We start from the raw sequence: 16166 nt of genomic DNA, 5'->3' as shown, positions 1-16166 counted from the left end.
TGCGGTCTAGAGGCGTTCGATGACGGTCGCGTTCGCCATGCCGCCGGCCTCGCACATCAGCTGCAGTCCGTAGCGGCCGCCGCCGTCCTCCAGGGCGTGCAGCATCGTCGTCGCGAGCCGCGCGCCGGACGCGCCGAGCGGGTGGCCGAGGGCGATGGCGCCGCCGCGCGGGTTGACCCGCGCCGGGTCTGCCCCCGGGAACTCGGCGAGCCAGGCCAGCGGGACGGACGCGAACGCCTCGTTGATCTCGATGTGGGCGATCCGGTCCAGGGACAGTCCGGAGCGGTCGAGGATCCGGTGCGTGGCCGGGATGGGGGCGGTCAGCATCAGCAGGGGGTCGTCGCCGCACACGGCCATGGAGTGCACCCGCGCCCGCGGCGTCAGGCCCAGGTCCGCGCACCTGGCGGCGCTCATCAGCAGCAGGGCGGCGGCTCCGTCGGTGATCTGCGAGGAGTTCCCCGCCGTGACGTGCCATCCGATCTCGGGGAAGCGCGCCGCGACGTCGTCCCGCTCGAACGCCGGCTTGAGGGCGGCCAGCGTGGCGGCGGTGCTGCCGGGACGGATCGTCTCGTCCGTGCGGAACCGGCCCGCCGGTGTCTCGACGGGGACGATCTCGCGGTCGAACCGGCCGGAGTCGCGCGCCTCGGCGGCGAGCCGGTGCGAGCGGGCCGCGTACTCGTCGAGCTCGGTCCGGCCGAGCTTCCAGCGGGCGGCGACCAGTTCCGCCGCGACGCCCTGCGACACCAGCCCGGGCGCGTACCGCCGCGCCACCCCGGAGCCGTACGGGTCGGCGTCCATCCGGGCCGATCCCATCCGAACTCTGCTCATGGATTCGACGCCCGCGGCGATCACCACATCGTGGCAGCCGGACATGATCGCCTGTGCGGCGAAGTGCAGCGCCTGCTGGCCCGACCCGCATTTGCGGTCGATGGTCGCGGCCGGCACGTGCGGCGGCAGGCCGGCGCCGAGCCAGGCCATCCGGCCGGGTGTCGCCGACTGCTCGCCGACCTGTGAGACGCAGCCGACCAGCACGTCGTCGACGATGCCGGGGTCGAAGTCGTGCCGGTCGAGCAGCCCGCGCAGGGTGCCGGCCAGCAGGTCGACCGGGTGGACGCCGGCGAGGGCGCCGCTGGGCCGGCCGCGGCCCGCGGCGGTGCGCACCGCGTCCACGATGACGACCTCGGCGGTGCCCTGTTCTGGAAGCATGGCTATTGATTATCATGATATGCATCTTAAAGTCCACGGTCGGTGCTCCCCCGGAGCGCGCACGAACGAGAAGGCGGGATCCATGACCGCACTTGCCGAGCATCACGAGATCCGCGAGCTGGCGGCCACGGTGGCGGCCGAGATGTTCGCGCCCCGCGCCGCCGAGATGGACGCGACCAGGACGCCGGTGTCGCCCGCGCAGCGCGCCGCCCTGGGGGACCTCGGCTTCCTCGGCATCGCGCTGCCCGAACGGTTCGGCGGGTCGGGCGCCCCGCTGCCGCAGGCGCTCGCGGTGATCGAGGAGTTCGCCAAGGTCTGCCGGCCCGCCGCGTTCCAGATCTTCGAGGCCAACACCGGCCCGGCGCAGGTCATCGGCCGCCTCGCGACCGAGGGGCAGCGCGCCCGCTGGCTGCCGGACATCATCCGCGGCGCGACGACCATGGCGGTCGCGATCTCCGAACCGGACGCGGGCTCGGCCGCCACCGACATGCGCACCCGTGCCGAGCGCGCCCCCGGCGGCTACGTCGTCAACGGCGTCAAGCGCTGGATCTCCAACGGCGGCGAGGCCGACCAGTACCTGCTGTACTGCCGGCTGAGCGACGCCCCGGGCGCCAAGGGGATCGGCGCGGTCGTCGTGGAGAAGGGCATGCCGGGCCTCGGCTTCGGCGCGCCCGAACGCCTGATGGGCTTCCGCGGCATCCCGTCGGCGGACCTGATCCTCGACGGCGTCCGGGTGCCCGAAGAGAACGTCGTGGTGCCGGCCGGCGACTTCGGCAAGCTCTTCGGGGTCTTCTCGATCGAGCGGCTCGGCAACTCCACGATGAGCCTGGCGATCGGCCAGGCCGCGCTCGACGCCGCTCGGCGGTACGTCCAGGAGCGCGAGCAGTTCGGCAAGCCGCTGGTGGAGTTCCAGACCGTGCAGGTGACCCTGGCCGACATGCTGCTGCAGGTCGAGTCGGCGCGGTTGCTGGTGGAGCGGGCCGCCGCGGGCGCCGGGACCGGGCTGCCCGACCCGCTGCAGACCTCGCTGGCCAAGTGCGCGGCCAACGAGATGGCGAAGCGCGTCACCGACCTCGCCATGCAGCTGCACGGCGGCAACGGCTACACCGAGGAGTACGGGATCGAGCGCATGCACCGCGACGCGCACGGCTGGGCCATCGCGGGCGGTACTCCCACCATGCAGCGCGTCCGCATCGTCTCCGAGCTGCTCGGCCGCAGGTTCGACCAGCGCCGATGACCCCGCACCCGTCCCCAGAGGAGGTCCGCATCGTGGAAGAGGCTCCGGCGTTCGATCTGAGCGCGCGTCACCGCGAAGTCCAGGAGACCGCGCGCGCGGTCGGTGCCGCGGTGGAGGAGTTCGCCGCCGAGGCCGACGAGAGCACGACCGTGCACGCCGGCGTGCTGGAGGCCCTGCGCGCCGCGGGTCTGGCCCGCCATGTCGTGCCCGCCGCGTTCGGCGGTGCGAGCGAGACCCTGGACCCGCTGACCATCGCGGTCGTCCGGGAGGCGCTGATGTACTCGTCGGCGCACCTGGACTCGCTGTTCGGCATGCAGGGCGTCGGCAGCTACTCCCTCGCCGTCGGCGGGACGGACGAGCTGCGCGAGGAGTGGCTGCCCCGCGTGGCCGCCCTGGAGGCGATCGCGGGGCTCGCGCTCACCGAGCCCGACGTCGGCTCCGACCTGCGCGCCGTCACGACGGTGATCGAAGGCGTTCCGGGCGGCCTGCGCGTCACCGGGCGCAAGTCGTTCATCACCAACGGCGGCGTGGCCGACTTCTACTGCGTGCTCGGCCGGGAAGGGGACGGGTACTCGATGGTGCTGGTCCCGGCCGGCTCGCCGGGGCTGACGATCAGCCGGGGGCGCGACCTCATCGCGCCGCACATCCTGGGAGAGCTGGACTTCGGCGGCGTCGTCGTCCCGGAGGCCAACCGGCTCGGCGTGCCGCGCAAGGCCTTCTCGCTGATGCTGGCGACGCTCGCGGTGTTCCGCGTGTCGGTGGCCGGGTCCGCCGTCGGCCTCGCCCAGGCGGCGCTCGACGAGGCGCTGCGCCACGCCACCACCCGCGAGCAGTTCGGCAGCCCCCTCATCGGCCTCGGCGCGGTGTCGCAGCAGCTGGCCCTCTCCTGGACGGAGGTGGAGTCGGCGCGGGCGCTCACCTACCGGGCCGCCGCTCTCGCCCGGCGCGACCCGCTCGGGCGGCTGGACCTGTCCTCGATCGCGAAGGTGAGCGCCACCGAGGCGGCCGGCCGGGTCGTCGACCGGTCCGTGCAGGTCATGGGCCGGTTCGGGCTGGTGCGCGGCGCGAAGATCGAACGTCTGTACCGCAACGCCCGGCCGCTGCGCGTCTACGAGGGCGCCACCGAGGTGCTCCTGGACTCGCTGGCGCGCCGGCTGGCGAAGGGAGCCTCCTGATGGACCTGGAACTGAAGGACACCGTCGTCCTGGTCACCGGCGCCAGCCGCGGCCTCGGCGCCGCGATTGCGCTGCGCCTTGCGGAGGAGGGTGCGCACGTTGTCGCCGCGGCTCGCTCGAAGCGGAGCCTGGACGAGGTTGCGGAGCGGGGCGGCGGCCGCGTCTCGGTGATCGAGGCCGACATGCGGGACGAGGAGGCCGTGGCGGGGCTCGCCGACCGCGTCGTCGAGCGGCACGGCCGCATCGACGCCCTGGTCAACAACGCCGGGATCGCGCCCGCCGGCCGGTTCGCCGGCCAGGACCCCGCCGTGTGGAAGGAGACGATGGCCGTCAACGTCCTCGCGCCGATGCTGCTGACCCAGGCCGCGGGCCGCCACATGATCGCCCAGGGCGGCGGCCGCGTCGTGAACGTCGCCTCCACCACCGGCGTCCGCGGCAAGCCGCACCTGGTCGGCTACTCCACCTCCAAGGGCGCGGTGGTGCGGTTCACCGAGGCGCTCGCCGCCGAGTGGGCGGGCAAGAACGTCCAGGTCAACTGCATCGCGCCGGGCGCGTTCCGGACGGACGCGCAGCGGGCCGTCCTCGACTCGCCCGACCTGCTGCAGCGGCGGATCGCCAAGATCCCCGCCGGCCGGATCGCCGATCCGGCCGAGCTGGTGCCGCTGGCCTGCCTGCTCGTGTCCCCGCTGTCCTCGTTCACCACGGGCGCGATCTTCGTGGTGGACGGCGGCGAGTCCGGAAAGCTGTGAGGTGACCATGATCATCGACGCGCACAGTCACGTCTGGCCCGACAAGATCGCCGCCGCCGCGCTCGGCGGCAACCGGGTGCCCGGCCTCAAGGCGCGCGGGGACGGCACCGTGAGCGGCCTGACCGCGACGATGGACCGGGCCGGCGTCGGCATCGGCTGCTGCCTCGGCATCGCCAACGAGGCCCGGCACGTCGACCGGGTCAACGCCTTCGTGGCCGGGCTCGCGTCCGAGCGCCGCATCGGCTTCGGCACCGTCCACGTCGATCTGCCCGTCGGGGAGAACCTCGCGAGCCTGCGGAGACACGGCGTGACGGCCGTCAAGGTGCACCCGCTGTTCCAGAACTTCGCGCTGGACGACCGCCGGCTGTGGGAGATCTTCGAGGCGTTCGGCGACGAGATCGCCGTCATCACCCATGTGGGAGAGGGCGGCGACGCCCGGACCAACGCGCTCTCCAACCCCGGGATGATCGCCGACATCGCCCGGACGTTCCCCGCCCTGCGCCTCGTGGCCTGCCACTTCGGCGGCTACCGGATCCTCGACGAGGCCGAGGAGACGCTCCGCGGCGTGGACGTGGTGCTGGAGACCTCGTGGCCGCCGAGCCTGCGGCTGCTACGGCCGGAACGCGTCCGCCGCCTCATCCGCGATCACGGGGCGGAGCGGATCGTGTTCGGCTCGGACTGGCCGATGACCGACCCCGGGGAGGAGATCGCCGCCATCGAGGCGCTCGGGCTCGGCGACGACGAGACCAAGTCCGTGCTCGGCGGCACCATGGCCAGGATCCTCGGCATCGAGTCTCCCTGGACCCGGTGACTCCCCGGTCACTGCGGGCCGCCCCACACGATCGGCGCCGCCAGGACGTCGGGGAACTTGCGCTCGGCGTAGCGGACGTACTCGTCGATGTGCGCGGTCATCGCCTCGGCGGAGGCCGCCGGGTCGCGCGACGCGATCGCCTCGTAGATCCGCAGATGGGCGCGGTGGACGGCCGTCCGCCGCACCTTCGGGTAGTCGATGCCGATCGCCGAGCCGTCCAGGATGCCGAGCAGCGCGTCGACCATGTGCCCGAACAGGGCGTTGCCGGAGCCGTGCGCGATCACGTCGTGGAAGCGCTTGTTCTCCTCCAGGAAGACGGCCTGGTCGTCCAGGCCGTCGCCCATCGCGTCGACGCTGGACCGCAGATCGGCCAGCTCCCCGGGCGCCATCCGCTCGGCGGCCAGCCGCGCCATCATCGGCTCCAGGCCGGAGCGGGCCTCGGCGATCGTCCTGAACGGCGCGCCGCCGAACTGCAGCAGCAGCGTGAGCGCGGTGGCGAGGTTGCCCGCGTCCGGCCGCTGGACGACCGGCCCGCCGCCCGGACCCGGTCGCAGCGCGATGATCCCCTGCAGCTCGAGGAAGCGGAGCGCCTCGCGGAGCGTCCCCCGCCCGACGCCGTAGTTCACCAGCATCTCCCGTTCGGGCGGCAGCCGGTCGCCCACGGTGTTGCCCCGCCGGTCGATGTCGGTGACGATCCGCTGGGCGAGCAGCTCAGCGGTCTTCTTCGGCCGCACCCCGGCCGAGACCGGCTTCCGTACCCGCCGCTCCGGTGCTTTGGCCGTGCGGTCGCCGAGAGCCTCGGCGACCGCGGAGGTGAGCTCCGGCAGCGCGTCGCGCGTGGCCCCCACGGCGCCGGTGAGCCGGAAGAACCCGTGCCCCAGGCCCGCGTACTCGCGCAGGGACACCGGGACACCCGCATTGCGGAGCCGCTCCGCATAGGCGGCCCCCTCGTCGCGCAGCGGGTCGTGCCCGGCCAGCACCACGTGCGCGGGCGGCAGCCCGGCGAGGCTCACCGCGCGCAGCGGCGAGAGCGCCGGATCGTCCCGGACGGCGGGGTCGGGTGCGTAGCGGTCCCAGAACCAGCGCATCGCCTCGGCCCCGATCGGAAACGCGTCGGCTTCGCGCACGTAGGACGGACGCGTGAAGTCGTGATCGGTGACCGGATAGACGAGGAGCTGAAACGCCAGCCGGGGGCCGTGGTCGCGGGCGCGCAGGGCACAGGCGGCGGCCAGGTTGGCGCCCGCGCTGTCGCCTCCCACCGCCAGGCGGCCTCCTGCCGCGACCGCGTCGGCGGCCCACACCAGCGAGGCGTAGGCGTCGGCGAGGGGCACGGGGAACGGATGCTCGGGCGCGAGCCGGTACTCCACGCTCACGACCGCGCATCCGGCGTCGTGCGCCAGGTGCCTGCACAGCTCGTCGGAATACTCCAGGTCGCCGGTCACCCACCCGCCGCCGTGGAAGTAGACCATCGTGCACGGGGGAGTACCTGGAACGGGCCGGTAGATGCGCGCTGGGATGACGGCGCCGTCCACGGGAACCGTGACGTCCTCGACGGAGTGAAGCCTGGGCCCGCCCGAACAGAGCGCGTCTCCCCTGCGGACGCGTTCCCGCGCCTCCTCCGGCGTGATCAGGTGCAGTGGGGCGGCGCCCGAGGACGCCGCGTCCGCGGCGAGCCGCGCGAGCTCGGCGTCCATGCCTAGGCTCCCTGCGGTGCGCTGATCACGCCCGCGGCGGCCAGCTCGGTGAGCCGGTCGGCGGTCAGCTCCAGCTCCCCGGCCAGCACCTCGCCCGTGTGCTGGCCGACGGCGGGCACTCCGTCGTACACCGGCCCCGCGTAGTCCTTCACATGCAGGACGGGCCCCGGCATCACGGCGTCGCCGAGCACGGTGCCGGCCAGCCCGACGAGGGAGCGCTCGATGAAGTGCGGGTCGAGGCTGATGTCGCGCGCGTCGTTGACCGGCGCCGCGACGACCTCGTGCTCGTCCAGGACGGCGAGGATCTCGTCACGCGGCTTGGACCGCACCCAGTCCGCCACGATCTTCTGCAGGGCCTCGTTGTTGGCCATCCGCGCCCGGTTGGTCGCGTACCGCTCGTCTGCACACAGGTCGGAACGGTCCATGGCGTGGAACAGCCGCATGGCGATCGTCTGGTTCGAGGCCGCGATGGACAGCCAGCCGCCGTCGCCCGCCTCGTAGATGCCGCGGGGGGAGGCCGCGCCGGACGCGTTCCCGTGCCGCCGCATGACCTCTCCCGACGACGTGTAGTTCAGCACCGCGTCGCCCAGAATGAACATCAGCGGCTCGTACAGCGCGACGTCGATCTCCCCGCCGCATCCGTGGACGCCCCGCCGGTACAGGGCCATCGCCGTCCCGAACGCGGCGGAGATCCCGGCGATCGAGTCGGCGAAACCGAACGGCGGTGCGGTCGGCGGCGTGTGCGGCCAGCCGTTGAGGAAGGCGTACCCGCTCGCGGTCTCGGCGACGGTGCCGAAGCCCGGCCGCTCCCGGTACGGGCCGGTCTGGCCGAATCCGCTCACCCGCGTCATCACCAGGCCGGGGTTGTCCTGCGAGAGCTCCTTGTATCCCATGCCCCACGCCTCCATGCGGCCGGGCCGGAAGTTCTCGATGAGGACGTCGGCCTCCCGTGCCAGCCGCCTGACGATCTCGCGCCCGGCCGCCTGCCGCAGGTCGATGCCCACCGACCGCTTCCCCGCGTTGAGCCGGGAGAAGCCGATCGCCAGCCCCTGGTGCGCGGGCTGCCACTGCCGGGCGAAGTCGCCCGCGGCCGGGTCCTCGATCTTGACCACGTCCGCGCCGAAGTCGCGGAGCATCCGCCCGGCCGTCGGCGCGGCGTACATCGAGCCCAGCTCGATGACGCGGACGCCGGCGAGGGGACCGGCACCGGGGGGAGAACTCTCGTCGCTCACGCGCCGAACCTCCAGTAGAAGACATTCACGTGACAGGACCTCGGGGCTCCGGCGGCGGGATCAGCGCGTCTCGAAGCCGTCGTACTGCCGCGCGGCGACGTCCGCGCAGATCTGCCGGTAGCGGCCGACACCACCGACGTAGGGCATGAAGACCCGCGGCTTGCCCGGCACGTTGGCTCCCAGATACCAGGAGTTGCCGAGCGGGTAGAGGGTCGCGTTCGCGACCTCGTTGACGTGGTCGACCCAGGCGTCCTCCTTCGCCAGGACGGCTTCGGAACGCGTCAGCCCGTTCTTGCGCAGGTACTCCAGGTGATCGGTGACCCACTCGACGTGCTGTTCGATGGAGACCAGCACATTGCTGATCACCGAGGGGCTGCCCGGCCCGGCCATGAAGAACAGGTTGGGGAAGCCGTGCGTGGACAGCCCGAGGTAGGTGCGGGGGCCCGCGGCCCACTTGTCCCGGAGCGGCAGCCCGTCCCGGCCCCGGATGTCGATCTTCAGGACGGCGCCGGTCAGCGCGTCGAACCCGGTGGCGAAGATCAGCACGTCGAGCCGGTGCAGCTCCGGGCGTTCCCCGCCGGTGCGGACGCCGCCGGCCTCGACGCGCTCGATGGGGGCGGCCCGGACGTCCACGAGGCGGACGTTGTCGCGGTTGAACGTGTCGTAGTAGCCGATCTCCAGCACCAGGCGCTTGCTGCCGAACGGGTAGCCGCGCGGGCTGAGCCGCTCGGCCGTCTCCGGGTCGCGCACCAGCTCGCGGATCTTCGAGCGGACGAAGTCGGCGGCCTTCTCGTTGGCGGCCAGGTCGCGGGTGAGATCCCGGTAGGACGCCTGGATGTCGGGTCCGCCGCGGCGCCAGTACTCCTCGAACGTCTCCTGGAGCTCCTGGGGGCCGGCGTCCACGGCCAGTTGCTCGCGCAGGACGCGGTGCGTGCCGCCCGGGTGGTTGCGGGCCTGCTCGCGGTACTCCTCGAAACGGGTCTTGAGGTCGGCGGCGTACGCCTGGTCGAGCGGCCGGTTCACGGCGGGGACCACGAAGTGCGGGGTGCGCTGGAACACGGTGAGATGGCCGGCCCGCTCGGCGATCCGCGGGATCGCCTGCACGCCGGACGAGCCGGTGCCGATGACGCCGACCCGGCGGCCGTCGAGGTCGACGCCCCCGCGCGGCCAGTCGCCGGTGTGGTGGTGCTCGCCCGCGAAGTCCGCGATGCCGTCGATCTCGGGCGGCTTGGCCACCGACAGCTGGCCGGTCGCCATGATCACGTGCCGGGCGGTCACCCGGTCGCCGTGCTCGGTCGCGGCGGTCCAGGCGTCCGCGGCCTCGTCGAAGGCCAGGGCGGTGACGCGGGTGCGGAACGTGATCGCCGCGCGGAGGCCGAAGCGGTCCGCCACGTGGTTGACGTACCGGAGGATCTCCGGCTGGGACGGATAGCGCTCCGTCCAGTCCCATTCCTGGACGAGCTCGTCGGAGAAGGAGTAGCAGTAGTCGACGCTCTCGATGTCGCAGCGCGCCCCCGGATACCGGTTCCAGTACCAGACACCGCCCACGTCGCCCGCCGCCTCGACCGCGTGGACGCGATGGCCGAGCTCCCGCAGCCGGTGCAGCGCGTAGAGACCGGCGAAGCCCGCCCCCACGACCAGTACGTCGAGCTCGGCGGGCGGCGGTCCGGGGCGCGTGCGCGGTTCGGTCTGGCTGGTCACGGCCGGCGGCTCCACAACTCTAAATCCTGATAATGAAACGAATGTATTGGTAGCTCCGGCGAACGTCAAGCACTCTTCCTCCTTGCGGGAAGGCGGAACCTGCGGCTTGACCCTGCGCACAATCTAGGCGCATGATAAGCCTGAATTGTTCATCGTTACCGGAGTACGCCATGGCACTCGGCGGGATGCTCGTGCTCGCCGTCCGTCCGCGCGCGGCCGCCTGAGGCGCGCGCTCCGATCACGCCGCCCGGCGCGCGCCGCCGGGCCCGGGGAGGTGCCGAAGTGCTGAGGTTCGGGTTGGCCGTCATGAACGACTTCCCGCCGGGGGTCGTGCCGGCGGACCGCATCGCGCCGATGCGCGAGCAGGTGCGGGCGGCCCGCGAGTCGGGGATCTCCTCCGTCTGGGTGCTGCAGCACTACCTCGGGGGCATGCCGACCCTGCAGCCGGTCCCGCTGCTGGCCGCGCTGGCGGCCGACGCGGGCGACATGGTCCTCGGCACCAACATGTTCATCCTGCCGCTGCGGCATCCGGTCGCGGTGGCGGAGGAGTTCTCCACCCTCGACCACCTGACCGGCGGCCGCGCGATCGCCGGATTCGGGATGGGCTACCGGGAGAACGAGTTCGCCTCCTTCGGCATCCCGATGGAGGACCGGCGCGGGCGCTACGAGGAGGCCGTCGAGCTCGTCCGGCGGCTCTGGACGGGTGAGCCGACCACCTTCGACGGCGCCCATTTCCAGGTCCACGACCAGCGCATCAGCCTCCCGCCGGTGCGGCCCGGCGGCCCCCCGATCTGGATCGGCGCGGGCCCGCACCGGACCGGGGCGCTGCGCGCCGCCCGGCTGGGTGACGCGTGGATCGTCCCGCCGCACGTCCCCCCGGACCGGCTGCGGACCGTCCTCGGCCACTACCGGGAGGAGCGGGCCAGGCTCGGCCGCGGACCGTCCGAGCTCGTCGTGCGCCGGGAGCTCGTGCTGGACCGCGACCGGGAACGGGCGCGGGCCGTCGGCATCACGGCGCGGAGCGCCCTGACCCGCAAGTACGCGGAGTACAACGCCCCGCAGCAGGGGGATGCCTACCGACACCTGGCCGGTGGCAAGGCCGCCGAGGAGGTCGCGGACGCCTCGTACCTGTTCACCGACCCGGCCGGCGCCATCGCCGCCCTCAAGGACCTGGAGGCGGGCGGCCTGACCTACGTCATCCTGCGCGCCCAGTGGTACGAACTGGGCCAGGAACAGGTGCTGAAGACGCTGGAGCTCTTCAGAGACGAGGTGCTGCCGGCGTTCCGGTGAACCCGCCGATCACGATCGGGCCCATCCCTTCGCCAGGTCGGTGCCCATGTGGATCTCGATGGTCTTGTCGGTGAACAGCGCCGCCTCCCCCTCGACCCGCAGCCGGTCGGCGTAGGTGCCCCAGCCGATCACCGAGCCGTCGCCGCGCGCGGTGAAGAGGAAGTACGAGGCGATCTCCACGACGCCCGGCCCCGCCCAGGTCGTGCTGGGGCTGACGATGAAGTGCCGCTTCTCGGACGGGTCGGCGCCGAGCCGGTCCCGGTAGAACCCCGCGATGGCCTCGCGTCCCGCGAACTCGCCCAGCCGGGTGCGCAGGACGCCGTCCTCGGTGAACAGCGCCGCGACCGCCTCGGGCGTGGGCGCGTCGAGCGTCGCGGCGTACCGGTGGAGGTGGTTGCGCGCCGCCTCCATGTCCTCCAGCCGCCGCAGCCGCCGCAGCACGGCGGCCAGGTCCGGTTCGTTCTCCATGGGCGTTCCTCCTGTGGTCGTCGGCGGTCTATTCCCAGGTCAGCGTAGGGTTCGATAGGTGGGGGCCCTGCGCCGGCGAGGACGATCGCGCCCGTTCCGCAAGCGCGCGTCCTTGACCCTCTCGTTGGAAATACCCTATGTTTCATTATCATAGTTAGTGCCATCGCGGAGACATCTGACCAGGATCGGAGTACGGGATGATGCCTGGGCCGGGGAGCGAATATCCAGAGCTGTTCGTCGGGGGACGGCGCGTCCCGCCGCGGGACGGCCGCACGGTCCGGGTGCGCAACCCCGCGACCGGCGCGCACGTCGGCAGCGCGGCGCTGGCCTCGCCCGCCGACATCGACGACGCGGTCGGGGCCGCGCGCTCGTCCTTCGACGCGGGGGTCTGGGCGGGCACCGCTCCCGCGCGGCGCGCGGAGGTGCTGCGAGCCGCCGCCGACCTGCTGGACAAGCGGGCGCCCGAACTGGCCCGGAGCATCACGGCCGAACTGGGTTGCCCGATCTGGTTCAGCGAGCGCGCGCACGTCCCCAACCCGATCCGCCACCTGCGCTACTACGCGGAGATGGCGGAGCGGTTCGACTATGACGAGCACCGCTCCGACGGCACCAACACCAGCATCGTCACGCAGGAACCGGTCGGTGTCGTCGCCGCGATCACGCCGTGGAACGGTCCGCTCAGCACCCCCGCGCTGAAGGTCGCGCCCGCGCTGGCCGCCGGCTGCTCGGTCGTGCTGAAACCGCCGCCGGAGACCCCGCTGACGGTCCAGGCCCTGGCCGACGCGCTGGCCGAGGCCGGGCTTCCCGAGGGCGTGCTCAGCGTCGTCCCCGGGGACCGCGAGGCGGGGGCGCACCTGGTCGCGCACCCCGGCGTCGACAAGATCGCCTTCACCGGCAGCAGCGCCGCCGGAAAGAAGATCATGGCGGTGGCGGCGGACCGGATCGCACGCGTCACCCTGGAACTCGGCGGCAAGTCCGCCGCGATCATCTGCGACGACGCCGACCTCGACGCCGTCGTCCCCGCGCTGCTGCCCATGGCCCTCATGGTCAACGGGCAGGCGTGCATCGCGCAGACACGGGTGCTGGTGCCGCGGCACCGCCGCGCGGAGATCGTCGACGCGCTGGCCGGCGCGCTGCGCGGCCAGCGGGTGGGCGACCCCGCCGACCCGGAGACGACGGTCGGGCCGATGGTGAGCGAGCGCCAGCGCGACCGGGTCGCCGGGTACGTCGAGACCGGCCGCTCCGAAGGCGCGCGCGTCGTCGTGGGCGGGGAGCGGCTCGATCTCCCGGGCGACCTCGCGGGCGGCTGGTTCGTCCCGCCGACGCTGCTCGCGGACGTCCGCAACGGCATGCGCGTCGCCCAGGAGGAGATCTTCGGACCGGTGCTCGCGGTCATCGAGTACGACGGCGACGACGAGGCGGTGGCCGTCGCGAACGACTCCCGCTACGGGCTGTCGGGGTCGGTCTGGAGCCGCGACGAGGCGCGGGCCCTCGCCATCGCGCGGCGGGTCCGCACCGGCATGGTCGGCCTGAACGGGCGCCCGCAGGCGTTCGGCACCCCGTTCGGCGGCTACAAGGAGTCGGGCGTGGGCCGCGAGATGGGCCCGGAGGGCTTCCGCTCGTACCTGGAGACCAAGTCCATCGCCGTCGGGTCGTGAAGGCCGGCGGGAGTCGAGGAGGGGCATGTCCGGACGGCTGGCCGGGAAGGTCGCGGTCATCACCGGCGGCGCGAGCGGGATCGGCGAGGGCACCGCGCGCCGCTTCCACGCCGAAGGCGCCTGCGTGGTCATCGCGGACGTCCAGGAGGGCCCCGGCGCGGCCCTCGCCGCGGAACTCGGGGACGGTGCGCTGTTCCGGCGGACCGACGTCACCCGCGAGGAGGACGTGGCCGCGCTGGTCGACACGGCCGTCGAGGTGTTCGGCGGGCTCGACGTCATGTTCAACAACGCCGGCGTGATGGGCGCGCTCGGTCCCATCGACCGGACGAGGCTGGCCGACGCCGACCTCACCATCGCGGTCGACCTGCGCGGCGTGCTGTGCGGGATGAAGCACGCCGCCCGGGTGATGAAGCCGCGCCGCTCGGGATCGATCATCTCCACGTCGAGCCCGGCCGGCGTCCTCGGCGGGGTGGGCCCGCACGTCTACAGCGCTGTCAAGGCCGGGATCATCGGCCTGTCCAACTCGGTCGCCGCAGAGCTGCGGCGCTTCGGCGTCCGGTGCAACGTGATCGTGCCGGGCGCCGTCGTGTCCCCGATGACCGCCGAGCTGGTGGCGGAAGGGGCCGCCGACCTCGCCGGGGCGCAGACCGCGCTCAGCGGCACCGCCTACATGGACCGTCCGCTGCGTCCCGCCGACATCGCGGCGGGCGCGCTCTACCTGGCGAGCGACGACGCCGCGCTCGTCACCGGGACCGTGCTGCCGGTCGACGCCGGGATGACCGGCGCCGGCGGGCCGTCCCCGTTCGCCACCGGCCGGTACGAGGAGCCCGCCGGGCTGCTCGAAGCCGGCCGCCGGACGGACGCATCGACATGAGCGCCGGAGACCACCGCGACCTGAGGAGGCCGACGTGCTGACCGACAAGCGCGTGCTCGTGACCGGCGGCGGCGCCGGCATGGGGCGCGGGATCGCCGTGGAGGCGGCCCGCCGGGGCGCCGCCTTCGTCGGCGTGGCCGACATCGACGGATCCGCGGCCGAGCAGACCGCCGAGGCGGTGCGGAGCGAGGGCGCCGCGGCCCGGGCGATCAAGGTCGACCTCGCCGACTCCGCCGGGATCCCGGCCATGATCGACGCGGTCGTGGCGGCGGCGGGCGGACTGGACACGCTGGTCAACAACGCGGGCGTGCTGGACGGCGCCGTCGCCCCCGGCGCCACGTTCCTGACGCTGCCCGAGGACGCCTGGGACCGGGTGTACGCGATCAACGTCAAGGCCGTCTGGCTGGCGACGAAGGCGGCGGCCCCGCATCTGCTCGCCTCGGACCGCGGGCCCTCGGTGGTGAACGCCGCGTCCGTCGCCGGGATGACCGGCTATCCGTCGGCCGCGTACCCGTCGAGCAAGGGCGCCGTCGTCCAGCTCACCCGGTCCGCCGCCGTCGAGCTGGCGCCGCGGGTGCGGTGCAACGCCTACTGCCCCGGGTCCATCGAGACGCCGATGAGCCGTGCGCACCTGGCCGCCGCGAAGGACGAGAAGGAGGCGGAGGCCAGGATCCGGGCGATGACGGGCACGCACCTGATCCCGCGGTTCGGCCGCGTGGACGAGGTCGCCAAGGTCGTGTGCTTCCTGGCCTCCGACGACGCCTCCTTCCTCACCGGCGCCGTCGTCCCCGTGGACGGCGGCACGACCGCCTGGCGCGGCGTGCGCTCCGAATGATCATGTGCTCCGAGTGACAGGGAGTTTCCACCGATGACCGAGATGATGCGGGGCTGTCCCGTCAGCCACACCGAGTACGGCGAGGACTCCGCGCTCTTCGAGCACTACGCGCTGCTCGACGCCGAGCGCGAGGCGGCCCGGTTCCACTTCAACGACACGCGTCCGCGCGGATTCTGGATGCTGCAGCGCTACGAGGACGTGCTGGAGGGATTCCAGAAGCACGCCGAGTGGACGACGCGGGCCCGCAGCGCGCTCAACCCCGAGCCGGGGATCGCGCTGCTTCCGCAGGACCTGAACGGCCAGGAGCACGCGAAGCTGCGGCGCGTCCTCAACCCGTTCTTCTCGCCGGCGGCGGTCAAGCGGATGGAGGACCTGGCCCACGAGCGGTGCGTCGAACTGGTCGAGGAGGTCAGGCCCAAGGGCGGCTGCGACTTCGTCGCCGAGTTCGCGATCCGCTACCCGACCGACCTGTTCCTGGCCACGCTCGGCCTGCCGGTGAGCGACGGGGAGTTCTTCCTGCCCTGGTCGGAGACGCTGTTCGCCGGCTTCTTCGGCGGCGACCCGGCCGAGGCGGCCGCCGCCAAGCGCAAGATCCTCGACTATTTCGACACCGCGGTGAACGAGCGGCGCGCCGCGCCCCTCGACCCGAAATGGGACATGGTGTCCCGGCTGACCGAGGCGCGCATCGACGGGGAGCCCCTCGCGCAGGACGACATCCTCACGATCTGCATGACGCTCATGCTCGCGGGCCTGGACACCACCCGCAGCGCGCTCGGCTTCATGTTCACCCACCTCGCTACCCACGAGGAGGACCGGCGGCGGATCAGCACGGAACCCGAGGTGATCCCGGCGGCCGTCGAGGAGTTCCTGCGCCTCTACCCGCTGGTGTTCCAGGCGGGCCGCGAGGTGCAGGAACCCGGCGAATTCCATGATCTGGACCTGGAGAAGGGCGACATCGTCTGGCTCGGGATCGCCTCCGCCAACCGAGACCCTCGCAAGTACCCCGATCCCGACGAGTTCGTCATCGGGCGCAAGGGCGTCAACCAGAACCTGGCGTTCGGCGCCGGTCCGCACCGCTGCCTCGGCATGCACCTCGCCCGCCTGGAGCTGGCGGTGGTGCTGCGCGAATGGCACGAGCGGATCCCGGACTACCGGATCCCCCCGGGTACGACCCTGACAGAGCGCGGCGGTCAGCTGACCATGCCGAGCCTTCCCCTCGAATGGACGGTGTGAACG

Annotated in this window: 14 protein-coding genes; 9 read left to right on the top strand and 5 right to left on the bottom strand. The window is 72.9% G+C overall.

What is annotated here, in order from left to right; translation table 11 throughout:
- Positions 1-6 precede the first annotated feature (6 nt).
- A complete protein-coding gene (locus ACQPZP_RS36550; protein ID WP_433474233.1) occupies positions 7-1206 on the bottom strand; it encodes a thiolase family protein in 1200 nt (399 codons plus the stop codon).
- A gap of 82 nt (positions 1207-1288) precedes the next feature.
- On the opposite strand from ACQPZP_RS36550, the gene ACQPZP_RS36545 reads away from it, so the two are divergent.
- From ACQPZP_RS36545 to ACQPZP_RS36530, 4 genes are read left to right on the top strand one after another with little or no spacing between them, the layout of a single operon-like run.
- Entirely contained in the window at positions 1289-2443 is a 1155-nt protein-coding gene (locus ACQPZP_RS36545) for an acyl-CoA dehydrogenase family protein (RefSeq protein WP_433474232.1), read from the top strand.
- Positions 2444-2475: 32 nt separating this feature from the next.
- Positions 2476-3618, top strand: coding sequence for an acyl-CoA dehydrogenase family protein (locus tag ACQPZP_RS36540; protein WP_433474231.1), 1143 nt, complete (start codon positions 2476-2478; stop codon positions 3616-3618).
- Positions 3618-4367 (top strand): SDR family NAD(P)-dependent oxidoreductase, encoded by a 750-nt coding sequence (locus ACQPZP_RS36535; protein ID WP_433474230.1) that lies wholly within the window; start codon positions 3618-3620, stop codon positions 4365-4367. The genes ACQPZP_RS36540 and ACQPZP_RS36535 overlap by 1 nt, the downstream gene beginning before the upstream one ends.
- Positions 4368-4374: 7 nt before the next feature.
- Positions 4375-5178, top strand: a complete 804-nt coding sequence (locus tag ACQPZP_RS36530) for an amidohydrolase family protein (protein WP_433474229.1) — start codon at positions 4375-4377, stop codon at positions 5176-5178.
- Positions 5179-5186: 8 nt separating this feature from the next.
- Here the strand turns inward: ACQPZP_RS36530 and ACQPZP_RS36525 are convergent, their stop codons facing one another.
- From ACQPZP_RS36525 to ACQPZP_RS36515, 3 genes are read right to left on the bottom strand one after another with little or no spacing between them, the layout of a single operon-like run.
- Positions 5187-6872, bottom strand: coding sequence for an alpha/beta hydrolase fold domain-containing protein (locus ACQPZP_RS36525; protein WP_433474228.1), 1686 nt, complete (start codon positions 6870-6872; stop codon positions 5187-5189).
- 2 nt (positions 6873-6874) lie between these two features.
- Positions 6875-8104, bottom strand: coding sequence for a CaiB/BaiF CoA transferase family protein (locus tag ACQPZP_RS36520; RefSeq protein ID WP_433474227.1), 1230 nt, complete (start codon positions 8102-8104; stop codon positions 6875-6877).
- Between the two features lie 60 nt (positions 8105-8164).
- Positions 8165-9805, bottom strand: a complete 1641-nt coding sequence (locus ACQPZP_RS36515; protein WP_433474226.1) for a flavin-containing monooxygenase — start codon at positions 9803-9805, stop codon at positions 8165-8167.
- A 282-nt stretch (positions 9806-10087) separates the two neighbouring features.
- Between ACQPZP_RS36515 and ACQPZP_RS36510 the strand changes: the two genes are divergently transcribed.
- Positions 10088-11095, top strand: a complete 1008-nt coding sequence (locus ACQPZP_RS36510; RefSeq protein WP_433474225.1) for an LLM class flavin-dependent oxidoreductase — start codon at positions 10088-10090, stop codon at positions 11093-11095.
- A 9-nt stretch (positions 11096-11104) separates the two neighbouring features.
- Here ACQPZP_RS36510 and ACQPZP_RS36505 read toward each other — a convergent pair whose 3' ends face one another.
- Complete coding sequence (locus tag ACQPZP_RS36505; RefSeq protein WP_433474224.1) at positions 11105-11563, bottom strand: nuclear transport factor 2 family protein; 459 nt, start codon at positions 11561-11563, stop codon at positions 11105-11107.
- 197 nt (positions 11564-11760) lie between these two features.
- On the opposite strand from ACQPZP_RS36505, the gene ACQPZP_RS36500 reads away from it, so the two are divergent.
- From ACQPZP_RS36500 to ACQPZP_RS36485, 4 genes are read left to right on the top strand one after another with little or no spacing between them, the layout of a single operon-like run.
- Positions 11761-13221: an aldehyde dehydrogenase gene (locus ACQPZP_RS36500; RefSeq protein WP_433474223.1), complete on the top strand. Its 1461-nt coding sequence runs from the start codon at positions 11761-11763 to the stop codon at positions 13219-13221.
- A 25-nt stretch (positions 13222-13246) separates the two neighbouring features.
- Positions 13247-14095 carry an SDR family oxidoreductase gene (locus ACQPZP_RS36495; protein WP_433474222.1) on the top strand — a complete coding sequence of 283 codons (849 nt, stop codon included), beginning with the start codon at positions 13247-13249 and terminating at the stop codon, positions 14093-14095.
- A 34-nt stretch (positions 14096-14129) separates the two neighbouring features.
- Complete coding sequence (locus ACQPZP_RS36490; protein ID WP_433474221.1) at positions 14130-14930, top strand: SDR family NAD(P)-dependent oxidoreductase; 801 nt, start codon at positions 14130-14132, stop codon at positions 14928-14930.
- Positions 14931-14963: 33 nt separating this feature from the next.
- Positions 14964-16163 carry a cytochrome P450 gene (locus tag ACQPZP_RS36485; RefSeq protein ID WP_433474220.1) on the top strand — a complete coding sequence of 400 codons (1200 nt, stop codon included), beginning with the start codon at positions 14964-14966 and terminating at the stop codon, positions 16161-16163.
- Positions 16164-16166 lie beyond the last annotated feature (3 nt).

Origin of the sequence: Spirillospora sp. CA-142024, from assembly GCF_050942325.1 — a bacterium.
GTDB lineage: Bacteria > Actinomycetota > Actinomycetes > Streptosporangiales > Streptosporangiaceae > Spirillospora.
Note: the sequence above shows the minus strand (reverse complement) of the source record. Positions and strands in the feature narration are given on the sequence as shown.